The organism is Vibrio sp. GJ43-1 (assembly GCF_055808835.1).
In genome coordinates this window covers 735,306-753,257 of the sequence record NZ_CM147885.1, presented here as the reverse complement: position 1 = coordinate 753,257, position 17,952 = coordinate 735,306, and the positions used below count along the sequence as shown (strand labels likewise).

General features: G+C 45.9%; 15 protein-coding genes and 3 pseudogenes. All 18 read right to left on the bottom strand.

Annotation, left to right across the window (positions count from 1 at the left end; translation table 11 throughout):
* Positions 1–170 precede the first annotated feature (170 nt).
* The 18 genes and pseudogenes from copI to rpiB all read right to left on the bottom strand — a co-directional run bounded on the left by copI (position 171) and on the right by rpiB (position 17,691).
* A pseudogene (copI, locus tag AC0L66_RS20680) lies at positions 171–792 on the bottom strand (copper-resistant cuproprotein CopI).
* Positions 793–868: 76 nt separating this feature from the next.
* Positions 869–4,027: pseudogene (locus AC0L66_RS20675) on the bottom strand (efflux RND transporter permease subunit).
* Positions 4,024–5,770 (bottom strand): annotated as a pseudogene (locus tag AC0L66_RS20670) (efflux RND transporter periplasmic adaptor subunit). The pseudogenes AC0L66_RS20675 and AC0L66_RS20670 overlap by 4 nt, the downstream one beginning before the upstream one ends.
* Positions 5,771–5,841: 71 nt before the next feature.
* Positions 5,842–7,215, bottom strand: a complete 1,374-nt coding sequence (locus AC0L66_RS20665; RefSeq protein WP_473570702.1) for a TolC family protein — start codon at positions 7,213–7,215, stop codon at positions 5,842–5,844.
* Between the two features lie 89 nt (positions 7,216–7,304).
* Positions 7,305–7,784: a hypothetical protein gene (locus tag AC0L66_RS20660; protein ID WP_473570700.1), complete on the bottom strand. Its 480-nt coding sequence runs from the start codon at positions 7,782–7,784 to the stop codon at positions 7,305–7,307.
* A gap of 117 nt (positions 7,785–7,901) precedes the next feature.
* Complete coding sequence (gene ribB / locus AC0L66_RS20655) at positions 7,902–9,011, bottom strand: 3,4-dihydroxy-2-butanone-4-phosphate synthase (RefSeq protein WP_473570698.1); 1,110 nt, start codon at positions 9,009–9,011, stop codon at positions 7,902–7,904.
* A gap of 12 nt (positions 9,012–9,023) precedes the next feature.
* Entirely contained in the window at positions 9,024–9,866 is an 843-nt protein-coding gene (locus AC0L66_RS20650; protein ID WP_473570696.1) for a sugar phosphate isomerase/epimerase family protein, read from the bottom strand.
* 16 nt (positions 9,867–9,882) lie between these two features.
* Complete coding sequence (locus AC0L66_RS20645) at positions 9,883–10,080, bottom strand: AEC family transporter (protein ID WP_473570694.1); 198 nt, start codon at positions 10,078–10,080, stop codon at positions 9,883–9,885.
* Between the two features lie 20 nt (positions 10,081–10,100).
* Positions 10,101–10,556: an AEC family transporter gene (locus tag AC0L66_RS20640; RefSeq protein WP_473570693.1), complete on the bottom strand. Its 456-nt coding sequence runs from the start codon at positions 10,554–10,556 to the stop codon at positions 10,101–10,103.
* Positions 10,557–10,798: 242 nt separating this feature from the next.
* A complete protein-coding gene (locus AC0L66_RS20635) occupies positions 10,799–11,518 on the bottom strand; it encodes a triose-phosphate isomerase (RefSeq protein ID WP_473570692.1) in 720 nt (239 codons plus the stop codon).
* A 72-nt stretch (positions 11,519–11,590) separates the two neighbouring features.
* Complete coding sequence (gene dhaL / locus AC0L66_RS20630) at positions 11,591–12,223, bottom strand: dihydroxyacetone kinase subunit DhaL (protein ID WP_265674276.1); 633 nt, start codon at positions 12,221–12,223, stop codon at positions 11,591–11,593.
* Between the two features lie 3 nt (positions 12,224–12,226).
* Positions 12,227–13,225, bottom strand: a complete 999-nt coding sequence (locus AC0L66_RS20625; protein ID WP_265674277.1) for a dihydroxyacetone kinase subunit DhaK — start codon at positions 13,223–13,225, stop codon at positions 12,227–12,229.
* A 36-nt stretch (positions 13,226–13,261) separates the two neighbouring features.
* Positions 13,262–14,275 (bottom strand): 4-hydroxythreonine-4-phosphate dehydrogenase PdxA, encoded by a 1,014-nt coding sequence (locus tag AC0L66_RS20620; protein ID WP_473570690.1) that lies wholly within the window; start codon positions 14,273–14,275, stop codon positions 13,262–13,264.
* Between the two features lie 18 nt (positions 14,276–14,293).
* On the bottom strand, positions 14,294–14,629 hold the full coding sequence (locus tag AC0L66_RS20615) for a TRAP transporter large permease subunit (RefSeq protein WP_473570688.1): 336 nt from the start codon (positions 14,627–14,629) through the stop codon (positions 14,294–14,296).
* Between the two features lie 13 nt (positions 14,630–14,642).
* The gene (locus AC0L66_RS20610) at positions 14,643–15,581 is read right to left on the bottom strand and encodes a TRAP transporter large permease (protein WP_473570686.1); all 939 of its coding nucleotides are present in this window, start codon (positions 15,579–15,581) and stop codon (positions 14,643–14,645) included.
* A complete protein-coding gene (locus tag AC0L66_RS20605) occupies positions 15,578–16,153 on the bottom strand; it encodes a TRAP transporter small permease (RefSeq protein ID WP_265674280.1) in 576 nt (191 codons plus the stop codon). The genes AC0L66_RS20610 and AC0L66_RS20605 overlap by 4 nt, the downstream gene beginning before the upstream one ends.
* A gap of 56 nt (positions 16,154–16,209) precedes the next feature.
* Positions 16,210–17,193, bottom strand: a complete 984-nt coding sequence (locus AC0L66_RS20600) for a TRAP transporter substrate-binding protein (protein ID WP_265674281.1) — start codon at positions 17,191–17,193, stop codon at positions 16,210–16,212.
* A 51-nt stretch (positions 17,194–17,244) separates the two neighbouring features.
* Positions 17,245–17,691: a ribose 5-phosphate isomerase B gene (rpiB, locus tag AC0L66_RS20595; protein ID WP_265674282.1), complete on the bottom strand. Its 447-nt coding sequence runs from the start codon at positions 17,689–17,691 to the stop codon at positions 17,245–17,247.
* Between the last annotated feature and the right edge of the window lie 261 nt (positions 17,692–17,952).

Genomic DNA, 17,952 nt, shown 5'->3' with positions numbered 1-17,952 from the left:
TTTAGTTAGACATTTAAGCATCGTGGATATGCCATTATCCGTGGCAAGCTTAACATAACCAATTAATGCTAACCTCGCTTTGTTACGTTAACCCCGGACAATGACGCGATAGGACATTTCTCACCACTATCGCGCCATTCCGTACTCAGAGCTCACTCAGCACTACAGTATTACTGTACTTCGATGGTTTTTGTCATCCCGTCTTCAGCATGACCGGGGATATTACACGCAAACTCTACTTGTTTTTCACCGTGAAAATGCCACAGTATCTGCCCTGCTTTACCCGGTTTCACATAAACAACATTGTCCATTTTTTGCAGTTCTTGCGACGCTGGCATCGATTTTATCATCTCGCGCTGTTTAAGCTGTTCCGTCACTGAGCCAATAGAGAATTGATGCTCGACTTTATCAAGTGTTCATTACGACAAATTGCACCACATCATTCGGCTTAATATCAACGCTTCGCTTGAAGGTGATTTTCATATCATCCCCTAATACTACATGAACCACTTTATCCGGCTTCGCGCCTTTAGCTGGCATGCCTACCGCCGACAACCCTTTCATGTTCATCATGTTGCCGTGGTCCATTTTCGCATCATCCATCATCGAGTGATCCATTTTGCTATGATCCATCGAACTATGATCCATAGAGCCATGATCCATAGAGCCATGCTCCATCGGCATCGCATGATTCATCTTGGAGTGGTCCATTTCATTAGCCATTGAGCTTGCCGAAAATAGTGTCATCGTTATGGTTAAAGTGTGAGTTAACGCGCGTAGTGATTTTTTCATGTTCTGTTCCTTATAATAGTGATGTTGCCGCCTAGCCGATAGCAAAGCGGCCTCTTTCTTAAATAATATCAATCGTTTACTTTGAGTTAATTTCATCAGCTGTCGCGATATTGTCAGACTGGATTTCTTTCGCCTTCCAAAGCTGATAAATCGCGGGTAGCACTAATAGTGTCAGTAGCAACGCCGACGCCATGCCACCAATCATCGGTGCGGCAATACGCTGCATGACTTCAGAACCTGTTCCAGAGCCATACATGATGGGAATAAGACCAATGATCACGGTAAGCACGGTCATCATCACCGGACGTACACGTAACCCAGCACCTTCTTGAATCGCGTCCGTTAACATCGCTGCGGTCAATGGCGTTCGCTGTTCTTGAGCGGATAGTTTTCGGGCATGCCATGCCTGATTGAGATACACCAACATGATGACACCAATTTCTACCGCGACGCCCGCTAAGGCAATAAAACCCACCCCAACGGCAATTGAGAAGTTATAGCCAAGAAAGTGCATCAGCCATAATCCCCCCACCATCGCCAGCGGCAATGTACCCATGATGATGAACACTTCCCCTAATCGTCTAAAGCTTAAGTAAAGTAGCAACATGATAATGGCCAGCGTCACGGGAACAACGACACTTAACCGCGCTTTGGCGCGCTCCATATATTCATACTGCCCAGACCATGCCAACGAATAACCGGCAGGCAGCACGAGTTCTTCGCTCACCACTCTCTGCGCTTCACTGACATAAGAACCAAGATCTCGTTCAGCGATGTCCACGAACACCCAACCGTTAGGACGAGCATTTTCTGTTTTGATCATCGGAGGCCCATCTTCATAACGAATATCTGCGACATCCGCTAAGGCAATTCTTGCCCCGTTTGGCGTGACTAATGGCAAATTTTGTAACTTCACCACCGAGTCTCGATAATCTTGTGGGTAGCGTACATTTATCGGGTATCGCTCAAGTCCTTCAACGGTTTCCCCAACGTTCATTCCCCCTACCGCGGTGGAAATGACTTGCTGAACATCACTGACATTCAGCCCATAGCGTGCGGCTGCTAGGCGTTTAATATCAATCGTGACATAACGTCCACCCGCCACCCGCTCGGCATAAACAGAAACCGTTCCTTGCACACGATTCAATATTGGCTCAATGTCCGAACCAATCTTCTCGATAACCGATAAATCAGGTCCGGCAATCTTGATCCCTATTGGTGTTTTAATACCTGATTGCCAACATATCGATACGCGTTTTGATCGGCATGACCCAAGCGTTAGTGAGACCGGGGAATTGAATCAAGTCATCGAACTCTTTACGCAACGATTCTGTAGTGACGCCTTCTCGCCATTCCTCTCTTGGTTTGAGCTGAATCGTGGTTTCGATCATCGTTAACGGTGCGGGATCCGTTGCGGTTTCCGCGCGACCAATTTTCCCCCAAACGGTGTTCACTTCTGGGATGGTTTTAATTAGCTTATTCGTCTGTTGCAATAACTCGCGCGCTTTGCCGATAGAGATCCCTGGATAGGTGGTTGGCATGTACATCAGATCGCCCTCATCCAAAGGCGGTATGAACTCACTGCCTAGTTGGCTTGTGGGGTAATACGCCGACCCCATCAGCGCAACGGCGACCAAAATCATAGACTTTGGATAACGCAGGCTGAGATTCAGCATCGGACGATACAGTGCCACCAGCGCTCTATTTACCGGGTTCTTATTCTCTGGTAACACGTTGCCGCGAATAAAGTACCCCATGAGTACGGGCACAAGCGTAATCGCTAAGCCTGCGGCGGCGGCCATTGCGTAGGACTTGGTGTACGCCAAGGGCGAGAACATCTTGCCTTCTTGTCCCTGCAACGCAAATACAGGCACAAAGCTCAAAGTAATAATTAATAAAGAGAAGAAAAGCGGTGCGCCCACTTCTTCCGCTGCTTTGCTAATCACTTGCCAGCGGTTTTTATCCGTGAGCGGGGTTTTCTCTATGTGCTTATGCACATTTTCAATCATAACAATCGCCCCGTCCACCATCGCGCCAATGGCAATTGCAATCCCTCCTAGAGACATAATGTTGGCGTTGATACCCTGCCAATGCATGACAATAAATGCCGACAAAATCCCAATAGGCAAACTGATGGCAATGACAAGCGACGAACGAATATGAAATAGGAACAAAGCGCACACCACAGCGACGACGATAAATTCCTCTGCCAACTTCTTCCAAAGGTTGTCTACTGCTGCATTAATCAGCGTTGAGCGGTCATAGGTCGCAACAATTTCTACGCCGTCAGGTAACCCACCTTGTAGCGCCTGTAGTTTGTTTTTTACATTATCAATAACCTGACTGGCGTTTTCGCCAAAGCGCATCACGATAACCCCGCCAACGGCTTCGCCTTCACCGTTAAATTCAGAGATACCTCGACGCATTTGTGGGCCAAGGTTCACATCGGCAACGTCCCCTAGAAGTAATGGCGTGCCTTTGCTTGTGACCTTGAGCGGTAATGCTTTGATGTCTTCAATACTGGTTAAGTAGCCCGTGGTACGAACCATATGTTCAGCTTCACCGACTTCGATAACGGACGCGCCCGTTTCTTGGTTACCGTTGCTGATCGCCATATTGACTTGTTGTAACGTTAAGTCATAAGCACGAAGTTTAGCGGGATCAATTTGCACCTGATACTGCTTCACCATGCCACCCACGGTCGCCACTTCAGAGACACCTTCAACGGTCTGTAATTCGTACTTCAAAAACCAATCTTGAAGGCTTCGCAGCTCAGCGAGATCATGCTGTCCGGTTTTATCTTGCAGCACATAGCTATACACCCAGCCCACACCCGTTGCATCCGGCCCTAACGTGGGTTTCGCTTGTGAGGGTAAGTTCGGCGCTACTTGGCTGAGATACTCCAACACGCGTGAACGCGCCCAATACATATCCGTCTTATCGTTAAAAATAATGTAAACGTAAGAATCACCAAAAAAGAATACCCTCGCACGGTCTCTGCGCCCGGCACAGCCAGCATCGCCGTCGTTAACGGGTAGGTAACCTGATCTTCCACCACTTGAGGGGCTTGACCGGGATAGCTGGTTTTAATAATGACCTGCACATCGGATAAATCAGGAATCGCATCAACCGGGGTATTTTTAACGCTGTATAACCCTGCTAACGTTAATAAGCAGCTGGCAACCAACACTAAAAATCGGTTACTGATCGACCAGCGTATAATCGCGCCTATCATAATGCTCCCTCCCCACTTTGCAGTTCAGAAAGCACATATTCAGCACCATTTTTACTGACTAAAAAGCGAACCTTTTGCCCTTCAGAAAAATCGCTAAGCGCCACTTCACCATTGGTCGTGAAATTCATTTCTCCTGGCGCCCAGTTCCACTCTGGCACCGCATCATGACTAAGCGTCACCATGCCAAAGTCCGCCATTAACATTGTGATCGTGCCATCAACCCAGACTTGCTCTGCCAGTGCGTCGCTGCTGATCTTAATCTCCGTCACGACATACTGCCCTGACGTAGCCTTTTCCATTGCAAATTCAATCTGCTGACCTGTTTTTAGCTTCGATAGATCCACGTTTTCTTGCACAGAAAAATCCATGGTCATACCGGGCCAATTCCACTGAGGAACAGGCTGATGATTAATCGTCACCATGGCGTGCTGCGACATAACACTGCTAATTTCTCCTTTTGCCCACGCCGTTTCTGGCTCGGCTTCAACACCATTGATCCGCGCTAGATCCGCACTTTGGCTGGACTCTGAATCCAGCATAAATTGTGCAGAAGTCACCACACGCTCGGCAGACGTCAGCCCGGCTAACACTTCCACCCTGTCATTCGCTTCACGTCCAATCTCCACTCGTACAGAGCGATATTTCCCTTCGCCTTCAGACAGCACCACTCGCGTCATTCCACCAGAGCGAATGACACTAGAACGTGGGATCGTGAGTACCGACTCTTGGCTTGTCGGCTGGAGCGCAATGTTGGCAAACATATTGGGCTTTAACTGATAATCCGAGTTGGTAAATTTGAGGCGAACTCTTAGGGTGCGAGTCGCAGGGTCAAGAATGGGATAAACATAGTCAACCGCTCCACGCCACTCTTTACCTGATAGGGCATCAAGCGTCATGACCGCTTCACTCCCGGCATGAATCCATTGCGCCTGACGCTCAAAGACTTCCGCATCGACCCACACTTCATCGATTGGACCTGCGCTGATCACAAGCATTGCGCGGGTGATAAATATCCCCTTCCCGAATGTCTAATTTAGCAACAATGCCACTGCCGAACGCTTTAATATCAATGGTCTGAGAAGCCTTTCCCGTCTTAACCACTTGGTTGATTTGAGCCCTGTCTACCCCAAGAGTCAGCAAGCGTTCCGTCGCGCCTGTCACTAACGTCTTTCGTCCAGTGCGATAAGCGTTCAATAACTCTTCCTGCGCTTTAACCAACTCAGGTGAATACAGCTTAAACAACACGTCCCCTTTATTGACTCGCTCACCAACCGCATTGATGTATAGCTTTTCCACCCAACCGGATACACGTACATTGGTTTGCCATAAGCGACTTTCATCAAAAGCGATATACCCGACGGTCTCGATACGAGGGGAAAGCTTCTCTTGCTTTACTTGTTCTGTTTTTACCCCAAGATTATTTTCTACGGCAGGATTAATAATGACCGTTCCTGCCTTGTCGTTAGCACTGCTTGCATCCGTCGCATAAACGGGAATTAAATCCATGCCCATGGGTGACTTACCCGGTTGATCACGTTGATAATTCGGATCCATTGGCGCCACCCAATATAACGGCTCGTTACTATTACCGTTATTATTACTATCACCGCTACCATTACTACTGGTGCCATTTTGACTGCCAAGCATCAGAGCCATATCGTGCCCGATTAAATACTGGCTACCGACACCCCCAACCCCTGCTCCAATAACTAAAGCAAGTAGCGCTATATTTCTCGTTTTCATATCCATTACCTTCTCAGAATTTGTACTTTATTGGCGCTATCGTTTATTAGCCTTTGCTTATTAACGGTGACTTATTGACTCGTATTTGACGATGTCGACACCGTGGGCTGCTCAACGCGATAAGCGAACCCACCTAAGAAATAAGCCAAATTGCTATTGACCAAACTTAAGTCTGTTTCGAGTCTCAGCGCCTCTAATTCCATCGCCAGTTCATCCGTGGCAGAAGTAATCACATCACTAAACTGTGAGGTATTATTCTGATAACCACGTTCAACGGCTTGGGTCCTAGACTGAGCTTGAGGCAACAGATTCTGACGATAGCGCTCTGTACGCTCCATGAGATTTTGCCTATCCATCATTAACGCATTCACTTTGGCATTCATCTGAGAAAGCAACGCATCTTTGCTGGATTTCGATGCCACCACTTGGTACTCGGCAGCGGTGTGATTTTTATCTTGGCGGTTGCCAGTAAATAAGGGGATGTCCATAGTGACATAGGCACTTAATAGATCCGGTGCAGGTTCACCACGCATATTATTGGCTCGACGATGCGCGTACATCGCCTCGACACCAAATTGAGGTTTATACGCCTCTTGCGCAATGGCAACTTGAGTCTCACTGGCCGATATTTGAACATCTGCGATGCGAGCCATCGGATGACGATTGAGTAATGGATAATAATCACGCTGGTTTGATAGCGAGAGTTGTCTCTCCAACTCATACCAATCGGAGGAAGTGGTGGCGGTAATTTGAGGTTGCTGCGCAAGCCATGTAGGCCCTAGCCATTCAGAAAACTGAGATACAATACGCGCCTGCATTTGACGATTTGCTTGCAGCTTGTCATCTAATTTACTGACTTGTAGCTGAGCTTGAATCAGATCCTGTGACTCACTATTGCCAATGGCGTAATTGGTTTGAATAAACCGCTCCATTTCCCGCATCAGTTGCTGATTTTCTCGCAACACACGTTCTGACTGTTGTTGAAAACCCAGTTCATACCAAAGCTGAGATAGGCTGTTCGCGACCTCAAGTTCTCGCACAGCCACTTGATACTCGACACCATTGGCTTGTTGTTGAGCTTTTTGGTTCTGCAAGTCAAGCGTTGAACCTCGCCCAAATTGCTGCATCAGCCCTACCGAAACGTTACTCATAGGGTCTTGATCCAATGCAAAACTGTCAGTAGGTAAGCCACCGACTCCCACTTTGAGCACGGGATCCTTAAGCGTTGAACTGGCAATACCCGACTCCCGCATTGACTGCGATTGCGCATAGTACTGCATACGATTCGCATCATTAGCAATCGCATACTCTATGAGCTCAGAAAGCGTGACTGAAGGTTGTTGTATCTGCTGTTTGCTCACAACGGGTAGGTTTGCATACACCGTTGATGGCACGAATAGAATTACGCTCACAGCAAGCGCAACCACATTAATGCTTTGATTCACAATAAATTCCAATCTGCGTGCTAAAAAACAAGCACGATTAAATCAACCCATAGCGCTAGGCTAAGGGTTCAACGAAAATTCAGATCAGATTAAATGGTCGGTGGGCGCTCTAATGATTCAATGCGGGTTAATATAGGAAGGAAGTGCTCACTGTTTCTTTTCGAAAAACGCGAACTATGGCCGTTGGTAATCAGTGCGATTGGAGACAGACCAAGTGTGTTTCCACACGCCGTCGTACAGCACGTATGAGCCATATCGCTGCTATCAGAGCAATCTACCATAACACGGCTTGACTCATGGTAAACCACGGCAGGAGAGCCTGAAGTGTCAGTATTCAAAACATTGGGTTTTAGACCGTGGGTCTTTGCCACTTGGCTAGTATGGTGTGACTCACCACGTATTGGGTGCGTGATAGCAGTTTGATTCATTTCGCAAGGTATTGACGCAGACATAGCGTCCATCCCTCCCATCATGCTCATCGCAGGCATACCTGAGACAAACGTTGAAACAACGAGTGCCACCAGACTCAAAAGAGTTAGCCAAATTCTGCGAGCATTTGAAAGACGCATACCACACCTAAAGAAACATAATCGGAGCGAGTATAAAGGTTACCCTTAGGGAAGGTCAACCAATAATAAACACTCGCTCCATTAACCCAAAAACGAGGGGAAACCTAGTCTCCAATGCTAACTTTCAATGTAATCGACCACGGTCAAGCCAAATCCCGACAAGGAATGATATTTCTTATCAGAAGACGACAACAAATTCATTCTGGTCACCCCTATATCCGATAGGATTTGCGAACCAACACCGACTCGCCTTGAGGTATCTAGCTTCTTACTGTTCTGAGAAACCTCACCTTTATCAAGCGCGGCAAAATGCTTCACTTTATTGATCTGAGTTTCTTGGTTTTCTTGTTGGCTAAGAATCACCATCACGCCACCATCTTCTGCTATTTTTTGCATCGCTTTGTGCAGTGGCCAAATATGGCGAGGTTCACGAGCTGAAAGTAACACATCATGAAACGTATCTTGTACATGGACGCGTACATTGGTGGGCTCTGCTGTCACGGTGCCACTTTGCAACGCAAAGTGAACCAGGTTGTCCACGGTATCGCGATAGGTCACCATATTAAACTCACCGAATTCAGTCGGTAATCGACATTCGGCGATTCGTTCAATGGTCGTTTCTGTATTATTCCGAAATTCGATAAGGTCTGCGATCGTACCCAGCTTAATTCCATGCTTTTCTGCGAAAATTTCAAGTTGAGGGCGTCTCGCCATTGTGCCGTCTTCATTCAGAATTTCGACGATAACCGAAGAGGCTTCAAATCCTGCTAGCCTCGCTAAATCGCACCCTGCTTCGGTATGCCCAGCGCGCACTAGGACTCCACCATCTTTCGCAGCAAGAGGGAAAATATGCCCTGGTTGCACCAAATCTTGCGGTCTAGCCTCTTTACTAACCGCTGCTTGTATGGTGACCGCGCGATCCTCTGCTGAAATTCCAGTGGTCACCCCTTCCGCCGCTTCAATGGAAACGGTAAATGCTGTTGCCCACGGCTCTGTTGGGTTCTGTACCATCGGAAATAACTTTAATCTGTCGCAACGCTGCTTGGTCATTGTTAAACAAATAAGCCCACGACCATGGGTGGCCATGAAGTTGACGTCTTGAGCGGTGATTTTTTCCGCCGCCATCATAATGTCACCTTCATTTTCACGGTCTTCGTCATCCATCAAAATAACCATTTTACCTTGACGGTAATCTTCAATGACGTCTTCTATATTGCTAATTGCCATCGCACTTACACCTTACTGATTCTCAATATTTTTAATAAAAGAGACACTCTGCTCTAACGTGTCTGCGATAATTTGAATGCTTTCTGGCGAGCGTCCTCGAATGGGAAATGAATCTTTGCGACGATACATTCTAAGCGGTTTCTCGATACTAAAAGGCATTTTCCTCATGGCCAATGACTCAATAATCGGCGTAAAGTTAACAATGCCATCGCCCAGTGCCGGAAAGGTAAACTTGTCATCATGAACTTGCACATCTTTGACATGAAAATGGCGGCAAAACGGCATCGCTATTTTCGCTTCTTCACTGGGACTCAAATTCGGAACGAGGGATACCGAATTACCGGGGTCAAAATTGAGCGCTAAAGCAGGGTGCCCCACTTCTTGTAAAATTCTTATGCCGTCGTGCGCAGTGGCAAAAGCATTAAAATTAAGATCGCCGCCATTTTCTATACAAATGACACACCCGAGATCTTCCGCATAGGGCGCAAGTATCTTCAAATTATCCACAATAACCTGACGGTCAGCGATAGGACCAGTACAGGTATTGAGAAAACGAACGCCCAAATGGTTCGCAAAATCAATCCGCATTTTAAACTCTGCGATTGCATTTGGAGCCGCTAAATTCATCGTGCACCCCAACGCATTTGATTGCAGCGATTCTTTTTCCAAAAGTGTTAATAAGTACTGAGCATGATTTTTGGAAAACATATCGCTATCAAGCTGCCCTACATACCCTTGATTAAAGGCAAACTCAACATATTGAACGCCAAGTTTACTAATTGTCTTCAGTGACGTTTTCAAATCATGCCCATCAAATATGGCCGTATTTATGGCTAACCTTTCTATAATACTCATAACGATAATCCTTTATTTAAGTCACAATATATCCAACCACTCGTTCCCAGCCCAAAAGAGATAACAGGGAGAATAGGGTCGTAAATAAAATCACGCTCGCGGTGGCTTGTTTGGCGACGTGATACCTTTCCGATAGAAGGTATACATTAATGCCCGTGGGCAAACTCGATAGAAGAACCAAGACTTGGGTTTCTAATACACTTAAACCAATCACGTAATTGGCAATGAGTAATACTAGAAGTGGGAAAAAAGTATCTTAACCAGTAACAGTGACAACACTTTTTCTTTGGCAAGCGATCTAAGTTGGTAGAAGCTTAAACTGGCTCCAAGTACACATAAAATAACAGGTAAGGCCACCCAGCCCACCGCAGACAAACCATTGACGACCCATGGGCTCAACGTCATCCCCCACAAATTCAATAATAGTCCACTCACAATCGCGATAAGAATGGGGTCTGTGGCTACCTTACGATAACTATAAAAACCTGATTCCCCAGAATGAATCATCAATACGTTAAATAACGGAAGCACAACCAGTAAGTTAGTGACAACAATACCCATTAAAATGAGTTCAGCTTCCGCGCCATAAAGTGTGAATATCAATGGTACACCGACGCCAACAGCATTGGGGTATATCGCTGAAATAGCTTTAATATTGGAGCTGGCGGCCGTGTTCAGCTTGTTTTTCATCAGACTATGGCGTAAACCAAAAAAGAGCGTGCCGACACAAACTCCGTAAGTGGCAATAACGCTCAGTGATGGCAGTAAATTAAGATCCGCGCGATAAATAGATGAAAAAACAAACTCGGGGTTAGGTAACTAAAAGCAAAGCTTCGAATCCAGTCAACCCGCACCTGAGTCACTTGCGGAACCGTTTTAGCAATGAAGAAGCCAAGGAATATCCATGACATTAACTTGGCTTGCTCCATAAACTAGCAAGGCTCCTTCACGGTACTATTAGCTTTACTTTGCGCAATAGACAACAGTTCAAGGTAGCCCGAGGCTTGCCATGCGGTCCGCCCGACAAAAACGCCATCAATATTGGGCTGGTCGAGTAATTCCGACGCATTATCCAAATTAACACTCCCTCCATAGAGCAAAGTCATGTCTTGCGCTATTGGCTCTCCATACTGGCGACTCAACGCCTCTCGAATTGCCTGGTGAACACCTTCCGCTTCCTCATTGGTCGCCGGGGTGCCATTTTCACCGATGGCCCAAATAGGCTCGTAAGCAATAATGACCTGACTAACTTGGGCAAGCGGCACTTGAAACAACGCGATTTTCACCTGTCTAACAACAGATTCAATCGACACACCCCATTGTTTTTCATCGGCACTATCGCCTACGCACACTAGCGGTGTCAGACCATGCTTTAACGCCGCGCGTACTTTTTGGTTCACCGTTTTATCCGATTCGCCAAACAAGCCTCTTCGCTCAGAATGCCCAATTTCTACTAGCGTCGCGCCACAATCTTTAAGCATTACTGGCGAAACCTCTCCAGTAAAAGCGCCCTCATCTTGCCAGCACATATTTTGCGCGCCCACTTTCATCTTCGTATCACTGAAATGGCTCACCACATTAGTGATATAAGGAAAAGGAGGAATAACAAACGGTTGAACACCAGCGTTGCAATTTTTGACCGACGTAGACACCGCATTAGCCCAATCTTGTGCGGTCTCACTCGGTCTTGTTCATTTTCCAGCTTGTCCCTACCCATATTTTTTTCATGCCGGAACCTGCTCACAGGCAAACTCACTCATGAATTCAAGAATGAAGGCCATCGACATGGCGCCTGGGTCTGGGTGGCCTAGGGAACGCTCGCCTAACGTTTTTGCCTTACCCGTCGTCGCGATCATCTCTTTTGTCGCCTCAACACCTTGTTTTGCTGACGCTGCAATCGCGGGGAGATGTTCCGCTAAATCACCGGACAGTGACTCTGATGTTTTCACCGCCGCGACCAGAGCATCAATCATAGTTTTGTCACCGGGCTTTGCACCACCACGTTCATAGACACCTTCTAATCCCGCGGTTAAAAACGCCGACAACGTCTGGGTATCTAATACCGTTGCCCCTTTAATGGCTTTTGCGCCAGAACGATACAACGTACCAAAGATAGCGCCCGATGCCCCACCCATTGATGCCATCATAGTGCTGCCAATTTTGAGTAATAACTTACTGACATCTTCTGGCTGATAATCACTTGCCAGTAATTCGGCCACCGCTTTAAAGCCACGCTCCATACCGATGCCATGGTCACCGTCACCAATGGCTTGGTCATATTTGGTTAATACCGGCTCACTTGCGATCATTTTATCTGCCACATAAGCCATCATGTTTTTCGTTGTTAATGCATCCATTTCTTAATTCCTTAACGCAAAAGAGTCACAAGGTAGGTCGTAAAGTGATTTAATTTCTTCATCCAATTTGAGCATGGTCAGTGAATAACCCGACATCTCCTGCGATGTACAGTAATTCCCCACTAACGTGTGGTGAACGCTAATACCACGTTCAGCAAGCAAAGCGTGTGCTTTTCGGCTCGCGATTAACAGCTCCATATAAGTCGATGAGCCCAGGTTGTTCACAAGTAAACAGACTTCATCACCCTTTTGGTACGGTAAGTCATCACACAGTTGATCAATTAACTTCGTCACAACCTCATCTGCCGATGACATTTTTTCTCTCGCCACGCCAGGTTCACCATGTAGCCCCATACCAATCTCAAGTTCATCATCTGGTAACTCAAAATTAAAGGTATTGGTTTGCGGCACGGAACCTGCTGATAACGCCACACCTATTGAACGCGTATTGTCTCGTGCACGCTCTGTGACCTTCACAACGTCTTCGAAGCTATACGATAAAGAAGCGGCACCAGCAATTTTCAATACATAAACATCCCCTGCCGTTCCGCGCCTTTCCGTGATTTTTTCTAGCGGCGCTGACGCCACGTCGTCCCATACTCGAATGGTATGCGTCTTAATATCATCGTCGTCTGCTAGCTCTGCGGCGATATCAAAATTCATATTGTCTCCGGCGTAATTACCATATATATAGATAACCCCTTTGCCGTTATTTACCGCTTCTGTGGTCTGCAAAATAACATTAGGTGGAGGCGCAGCAAAAATATCACCTAGTGCGGCAGCATCCGCTAAACCATGCCCGACATACCCTGCAAATAAAGGCTCATGACCCGCACCACCGCCCGTCAAGATGGCCACTTTATCCGAAGGAAGATCGGTACGAATGGCCGCTGTAATACCCGGAAGTGCTTCCAACTTTCCGCTCATGACAGACAGAAGACCTTCAAATTGTTCTTGTGCCACATTAAGCGGCTCATTAATCAGTTTTTTTGGTTTTCTCATGGGTTCACCACTTATTTTTTAACAGTTATTTCACGTTTATTTGCACACGTTATTTTGATAGCTGGTGGCCATTTTCACCGTCAGCTTCAACGCATTTTCCATCGCTGGAATGGCCGCAATATTTTTTCCATAGATATCAAATGCCGAGCCATGGTTAGCGGTCGCTATTGGCAATGGGATGCCGCCTTGAACCGTGACACCACGATCAAAACCCATCATTTTTAAGGCGGTTGCACCTTGGTCGTGATACATAGACACGATCGAATTCATCTTCTCTTTTTCCACGATCCACATTGTGGTATCGCCAGGGAAAGGGCCAAATGCCTGAATGCCTTTTTCTTTGGCTTTTTCAATCGCTGGGGTGATCACGGTAATTTCTTCATCGCCAAACAGCCCCCCTTCCCCCCCGTGAGGGTTCAATGCCTGAACGGCAATTCTCGGTTCCTCAAAACCGACTGATTTTAAGGTGTTGTTCATCAGTTCGATGGTTTTAAGAACGGAGTCTATGGATAGGTTTTCAACCACATTTTTAAATGGAATATGAGACGTCACTCGCCCTGCCCAAATATCATCGACAACATTAATCTCACAGCCAAAGTCATGGAAATCCGTCAATTCAGCAAACCATGACAATTCATCTCTGTGCTCTAACCCGGCCATACTCATGGCTTGCTTATTTAACGGAGCAAAGCAAATTCCATGCGTTTTATGCGCCAACGTTAGGTCGACGGCGATTTTTAATGTTTCCAAAACGTAGGTGCCACCTTGCGGCGTCGCTTTTCCATACTCTATGCTATCAACGTGAGACGATTTGAATTGAAGAAGCACTGGCTTACCTTCTTGAAATTCCGCCTGCTCGAACGTATTTACCACATCGTATTCAAAAGAAGCTTGAGCAATGTCCATACCCTTTCGCAGTTCATATTCATCCGCAATGATCAAAATATTTGCCAGTGACCGACTGGTCGGCTGATTAAGCACTTTTGCCGCGACTTCTGGACCAATACCCGATGGGTCACCTAATACAAGAGCTATCGTTGGTTTCGTCATTTTCTCATTCCTTGATAATTATTTGTTATAAATGTAATCCACGAACCCAACAGACAAAGCAGGTACGTAGGTCGCGAGCAGAAGTACGATAAACAGAACACCGATAAATAAGGCATTCACTTTTGTCACCTGCCAAATATCACGCTTGGCGATAGAACAGGCAGTAATAAGTACACTGGCGACTGGAGGCGTTTGTTGCCCAATTGAAATATTAAGTGCCAACATGATGCCAAAATGAATAGGGTCAATTCCTAGCTCATGAATAAGTGGTAATACGATTGGAACCGTTAATATGATAGCGGCAGCACCGTGCAGAAAAATACCGACGATGAGTAGCATGACGTTCAGCATCATCAATACCACATACTTATTTTCTGAAATGCTCAGAATGCCGAGCGGCCATCGTTTGAGGCACTTCTTGCTCGGTTAGGAATAACCCTAAAACAGCCGATGTCGCAACAAGTAACATCACAACAGAGGTCCCTGTCACTCCTTCCATCGCAGCTTTATAAAACAGTTTCAGATCCATTTCTCGGTAAATGAAAACACTGATCACCAACGCTAAAAGTACGGCGATACCTGCCGCTTCTGTCGCAGTCATAAAGCCAGACAATATCCCGCCAAGAATGGCAAAAGGTAGGGTTAGCGCCCAAAATGCATCTTTAAACGCTATCCATAATTTACGCAAACTAAAGGCATTTTCGCGAGGTAAGTTATATTTCACCGCATAGTAGTAACACACACCAAACATACCCGCAGCGCCAAGCAATCCCGAGACAATCCCCGCTACAAATAGCTGAGAGATCGAGACATCTGCCATCGCACCGTAAATGATCATGGGTAAAGAAGGAGGAATAATCACGGCGAGTGAAGCCGATGAAGAAGTCACAGCGGCGGAGAAACTGGCTGAATAACCCCGTTTTTTCATCGCTGGTATCAAAATAGAACCCAATGCGGCAACGTCCGCGACTGCTGAGCCCGATATCTCTGCGAAAATCATCGATACGCCAACGTTGACCATTGATAATCCGCCACGAACAAAACCAACAATCGCACTAACGAAGTTTATCAGTCTCAGCGAGATGCCGCCCGTGTTCATTAACGCGCCTGCGAAGACAAATAAAGGTATCGATAGCAGCGTAAATTTAGAGCCGCCTTCGAACATCGCTAGGGCGCCATTATATATGGCATCAATACCCGATGTAGCCACCATGCCTACTAGCGCTACCGCACCAATCGCAACAGCAATAGGGACATTAATCATGACCAACGCAATTAAACAGGCCAGTACAATTAGTGCACTCATTTTACCACCTCCATCACTTCTGCCATATCTTTCTTGGCATCACGAATTGCATCTTGAATTTCTTCTTCCTCTTGCGTCGAACCTTTGCAAACCATTTCCCATGCTTTCGGAAAAGAGCAAAGTTGCGCCACCACAAAAAGAACAGCACCGATTGGCAAAGCAGATTGCGCGAATGATAAGGTAATAAACTCCAAGCTAGTCAGCGTCTCATCACCAAAAATTTCTAAAAGGTAGTAACTTGCCCACGCCATCACCACAAAGAAGGCAATGACAATAAATTCACTTAGTAAGAAGACCAGCTTTCTTACCCCTAACGATAAGCTTGCAACGAGTCCGCCAAACCCCATGTGGGAGCGTTTTAGCGCACAAAGTGCCGAGCCATAGAATGTTAACCAGGCCAATAAAATCGCCGACACTTCGTCATACCAGTACAAAGACGCACCGCTAAAACGAGAAAAAACAGCAACAATGATGATTGCACTTAGAGACAGCAATATCGTTAATGAAATAGCGATAAGCACTTTTTCTAGTACATTTGAAATGGTATTTATGCCAGCTAGAAAAGACATCATAATCCCTCGTAAAAACACCTGAGAAAGCCATGACCTCGTCGGCCATGGCAATATCGTTACTTAGCGCTTGCCATGGCTTTCGTTAACATGGCAGAACCGTTATTTACATTTTCAACAAAGTCATCGTAAATCGGTTGACTGGCATTAACGAAAGCATCGCGATTAGCCACATTTAACTTCATTCCACCTGCGACCAATTTGTCTTTTAACTCACCTTCCAATCGAGCCGCTTCCTTGTAGCCCCACTGCTGAGCTTCTACTGCCGAAGCTTCTAGAATGTCTTGGACTTCTGAAGGGAATTTTTTGTAGTGACGAGCGCCAGCCGTTAAGTAAGCAGGGGTATACACGTGGTTAGTGACACTCACGTAGCCTTGTACTTCGTGTAGCTTAGCCGCATAAATATTGGTATATGGGTTTTCCTGCCCGTCAATAACCCCCGTTTGCAAACCAATGAAAACTTCGCTGAAGCTCATTGGCGTTGGGTTTGCTCCCCAGTTTTTAAACATTTTTACGCGCCAAGAACTATTAGGTGTGCGAATCTTAAGACCTTCTAAGTCTGCAGGGGTATTAATTGGACGTTGTGCATTGGTGATATTACGGAAACCATTTTCCCAAAACCCTATCACTTTGTAGCCTTTTTTCTCTGCTGCAGGTGCGATATACGGCCAAAATACATCCTGTTCAATTTTTGCCACATGTTCACGATCGGATACGAGGAAAGGTAACTCAAACAACGCCATTTCAGGGACATGAGTTGGCAGTGTTGACGTCAATAATGCAAGATCAATGGTGCCCAATTTTAGCTTTTGTTGGACATCTTTATCTTTTCCTAATTGAGCCGCACCGAAGAACTTTAGGTTGTAATCAAGACCAGATTTCTTGAATTGTTCGTTGGCATAATCCGCAAAATGCTGCGTAGTGTTGTATTGCAACGAACCGAGTTGTGCACTAGTCGCGACTTTAAGATCTTTTGCCGCTACGGCAGATGACATCATTACTGCAATTGCGATACTGGTATAAGTTAGCGTTTTATTTTTCATGTTAAATTTCCACGTTATTCCATTAATCAGATGGTTGGTTTGTCTCTTTCGCTATGAAATGAACTCTTTTTCGATCTCCTTAATTCGATTAACTTTGGGGGTTGACGGCCCATCAACAAACTCTGATGCAAGCCAAGTATCTAATATTGATTTCGCAAGCTCAGAGCCAATAACTCGCGCACCCATCGTGATGATTTGTGCGTCATTACTTTTTCTTGCCCTTTCAGCTGAGAATGTGTCGTGACAAAGTGCTGCTCTAATACCAGGAACTTTATTCGCCACTATTGAGACGCCGATTCCGGTACCACATAAAATGATCCCTCTTTGGTGTTTACCCTCACTCACAGCCACACTGACAGCCTTTGCAATATCGGGATAAAGCGCCTCACTATCGGAATCGACACCATAATCTGCGACTTCTATACCCTTCTTGAGCATGTGCGCCTTAAGACATTCTTTCAGCTCAATGGCAGCATCATCACATCCAATCGCTATCATTCCTTACTCCTACCATGTACATATGACCAAACAAGTTACAAATGATAATGCACTTATCACCTTAACAATTACATGCGTTTCTATATCAAACGAGATACAAATCACTCTTTGATTACATTTTGGCAACATTAATGTGATCAAACCACAACCTCACATGACAAAAACAAGGTAGCGAGGTTTTAACCAATTCTTATCTGAAAAAGACAATAAAAAACACAATAACAATTAAAATCAATATTTTAGATACACTTCGGCGCTTTA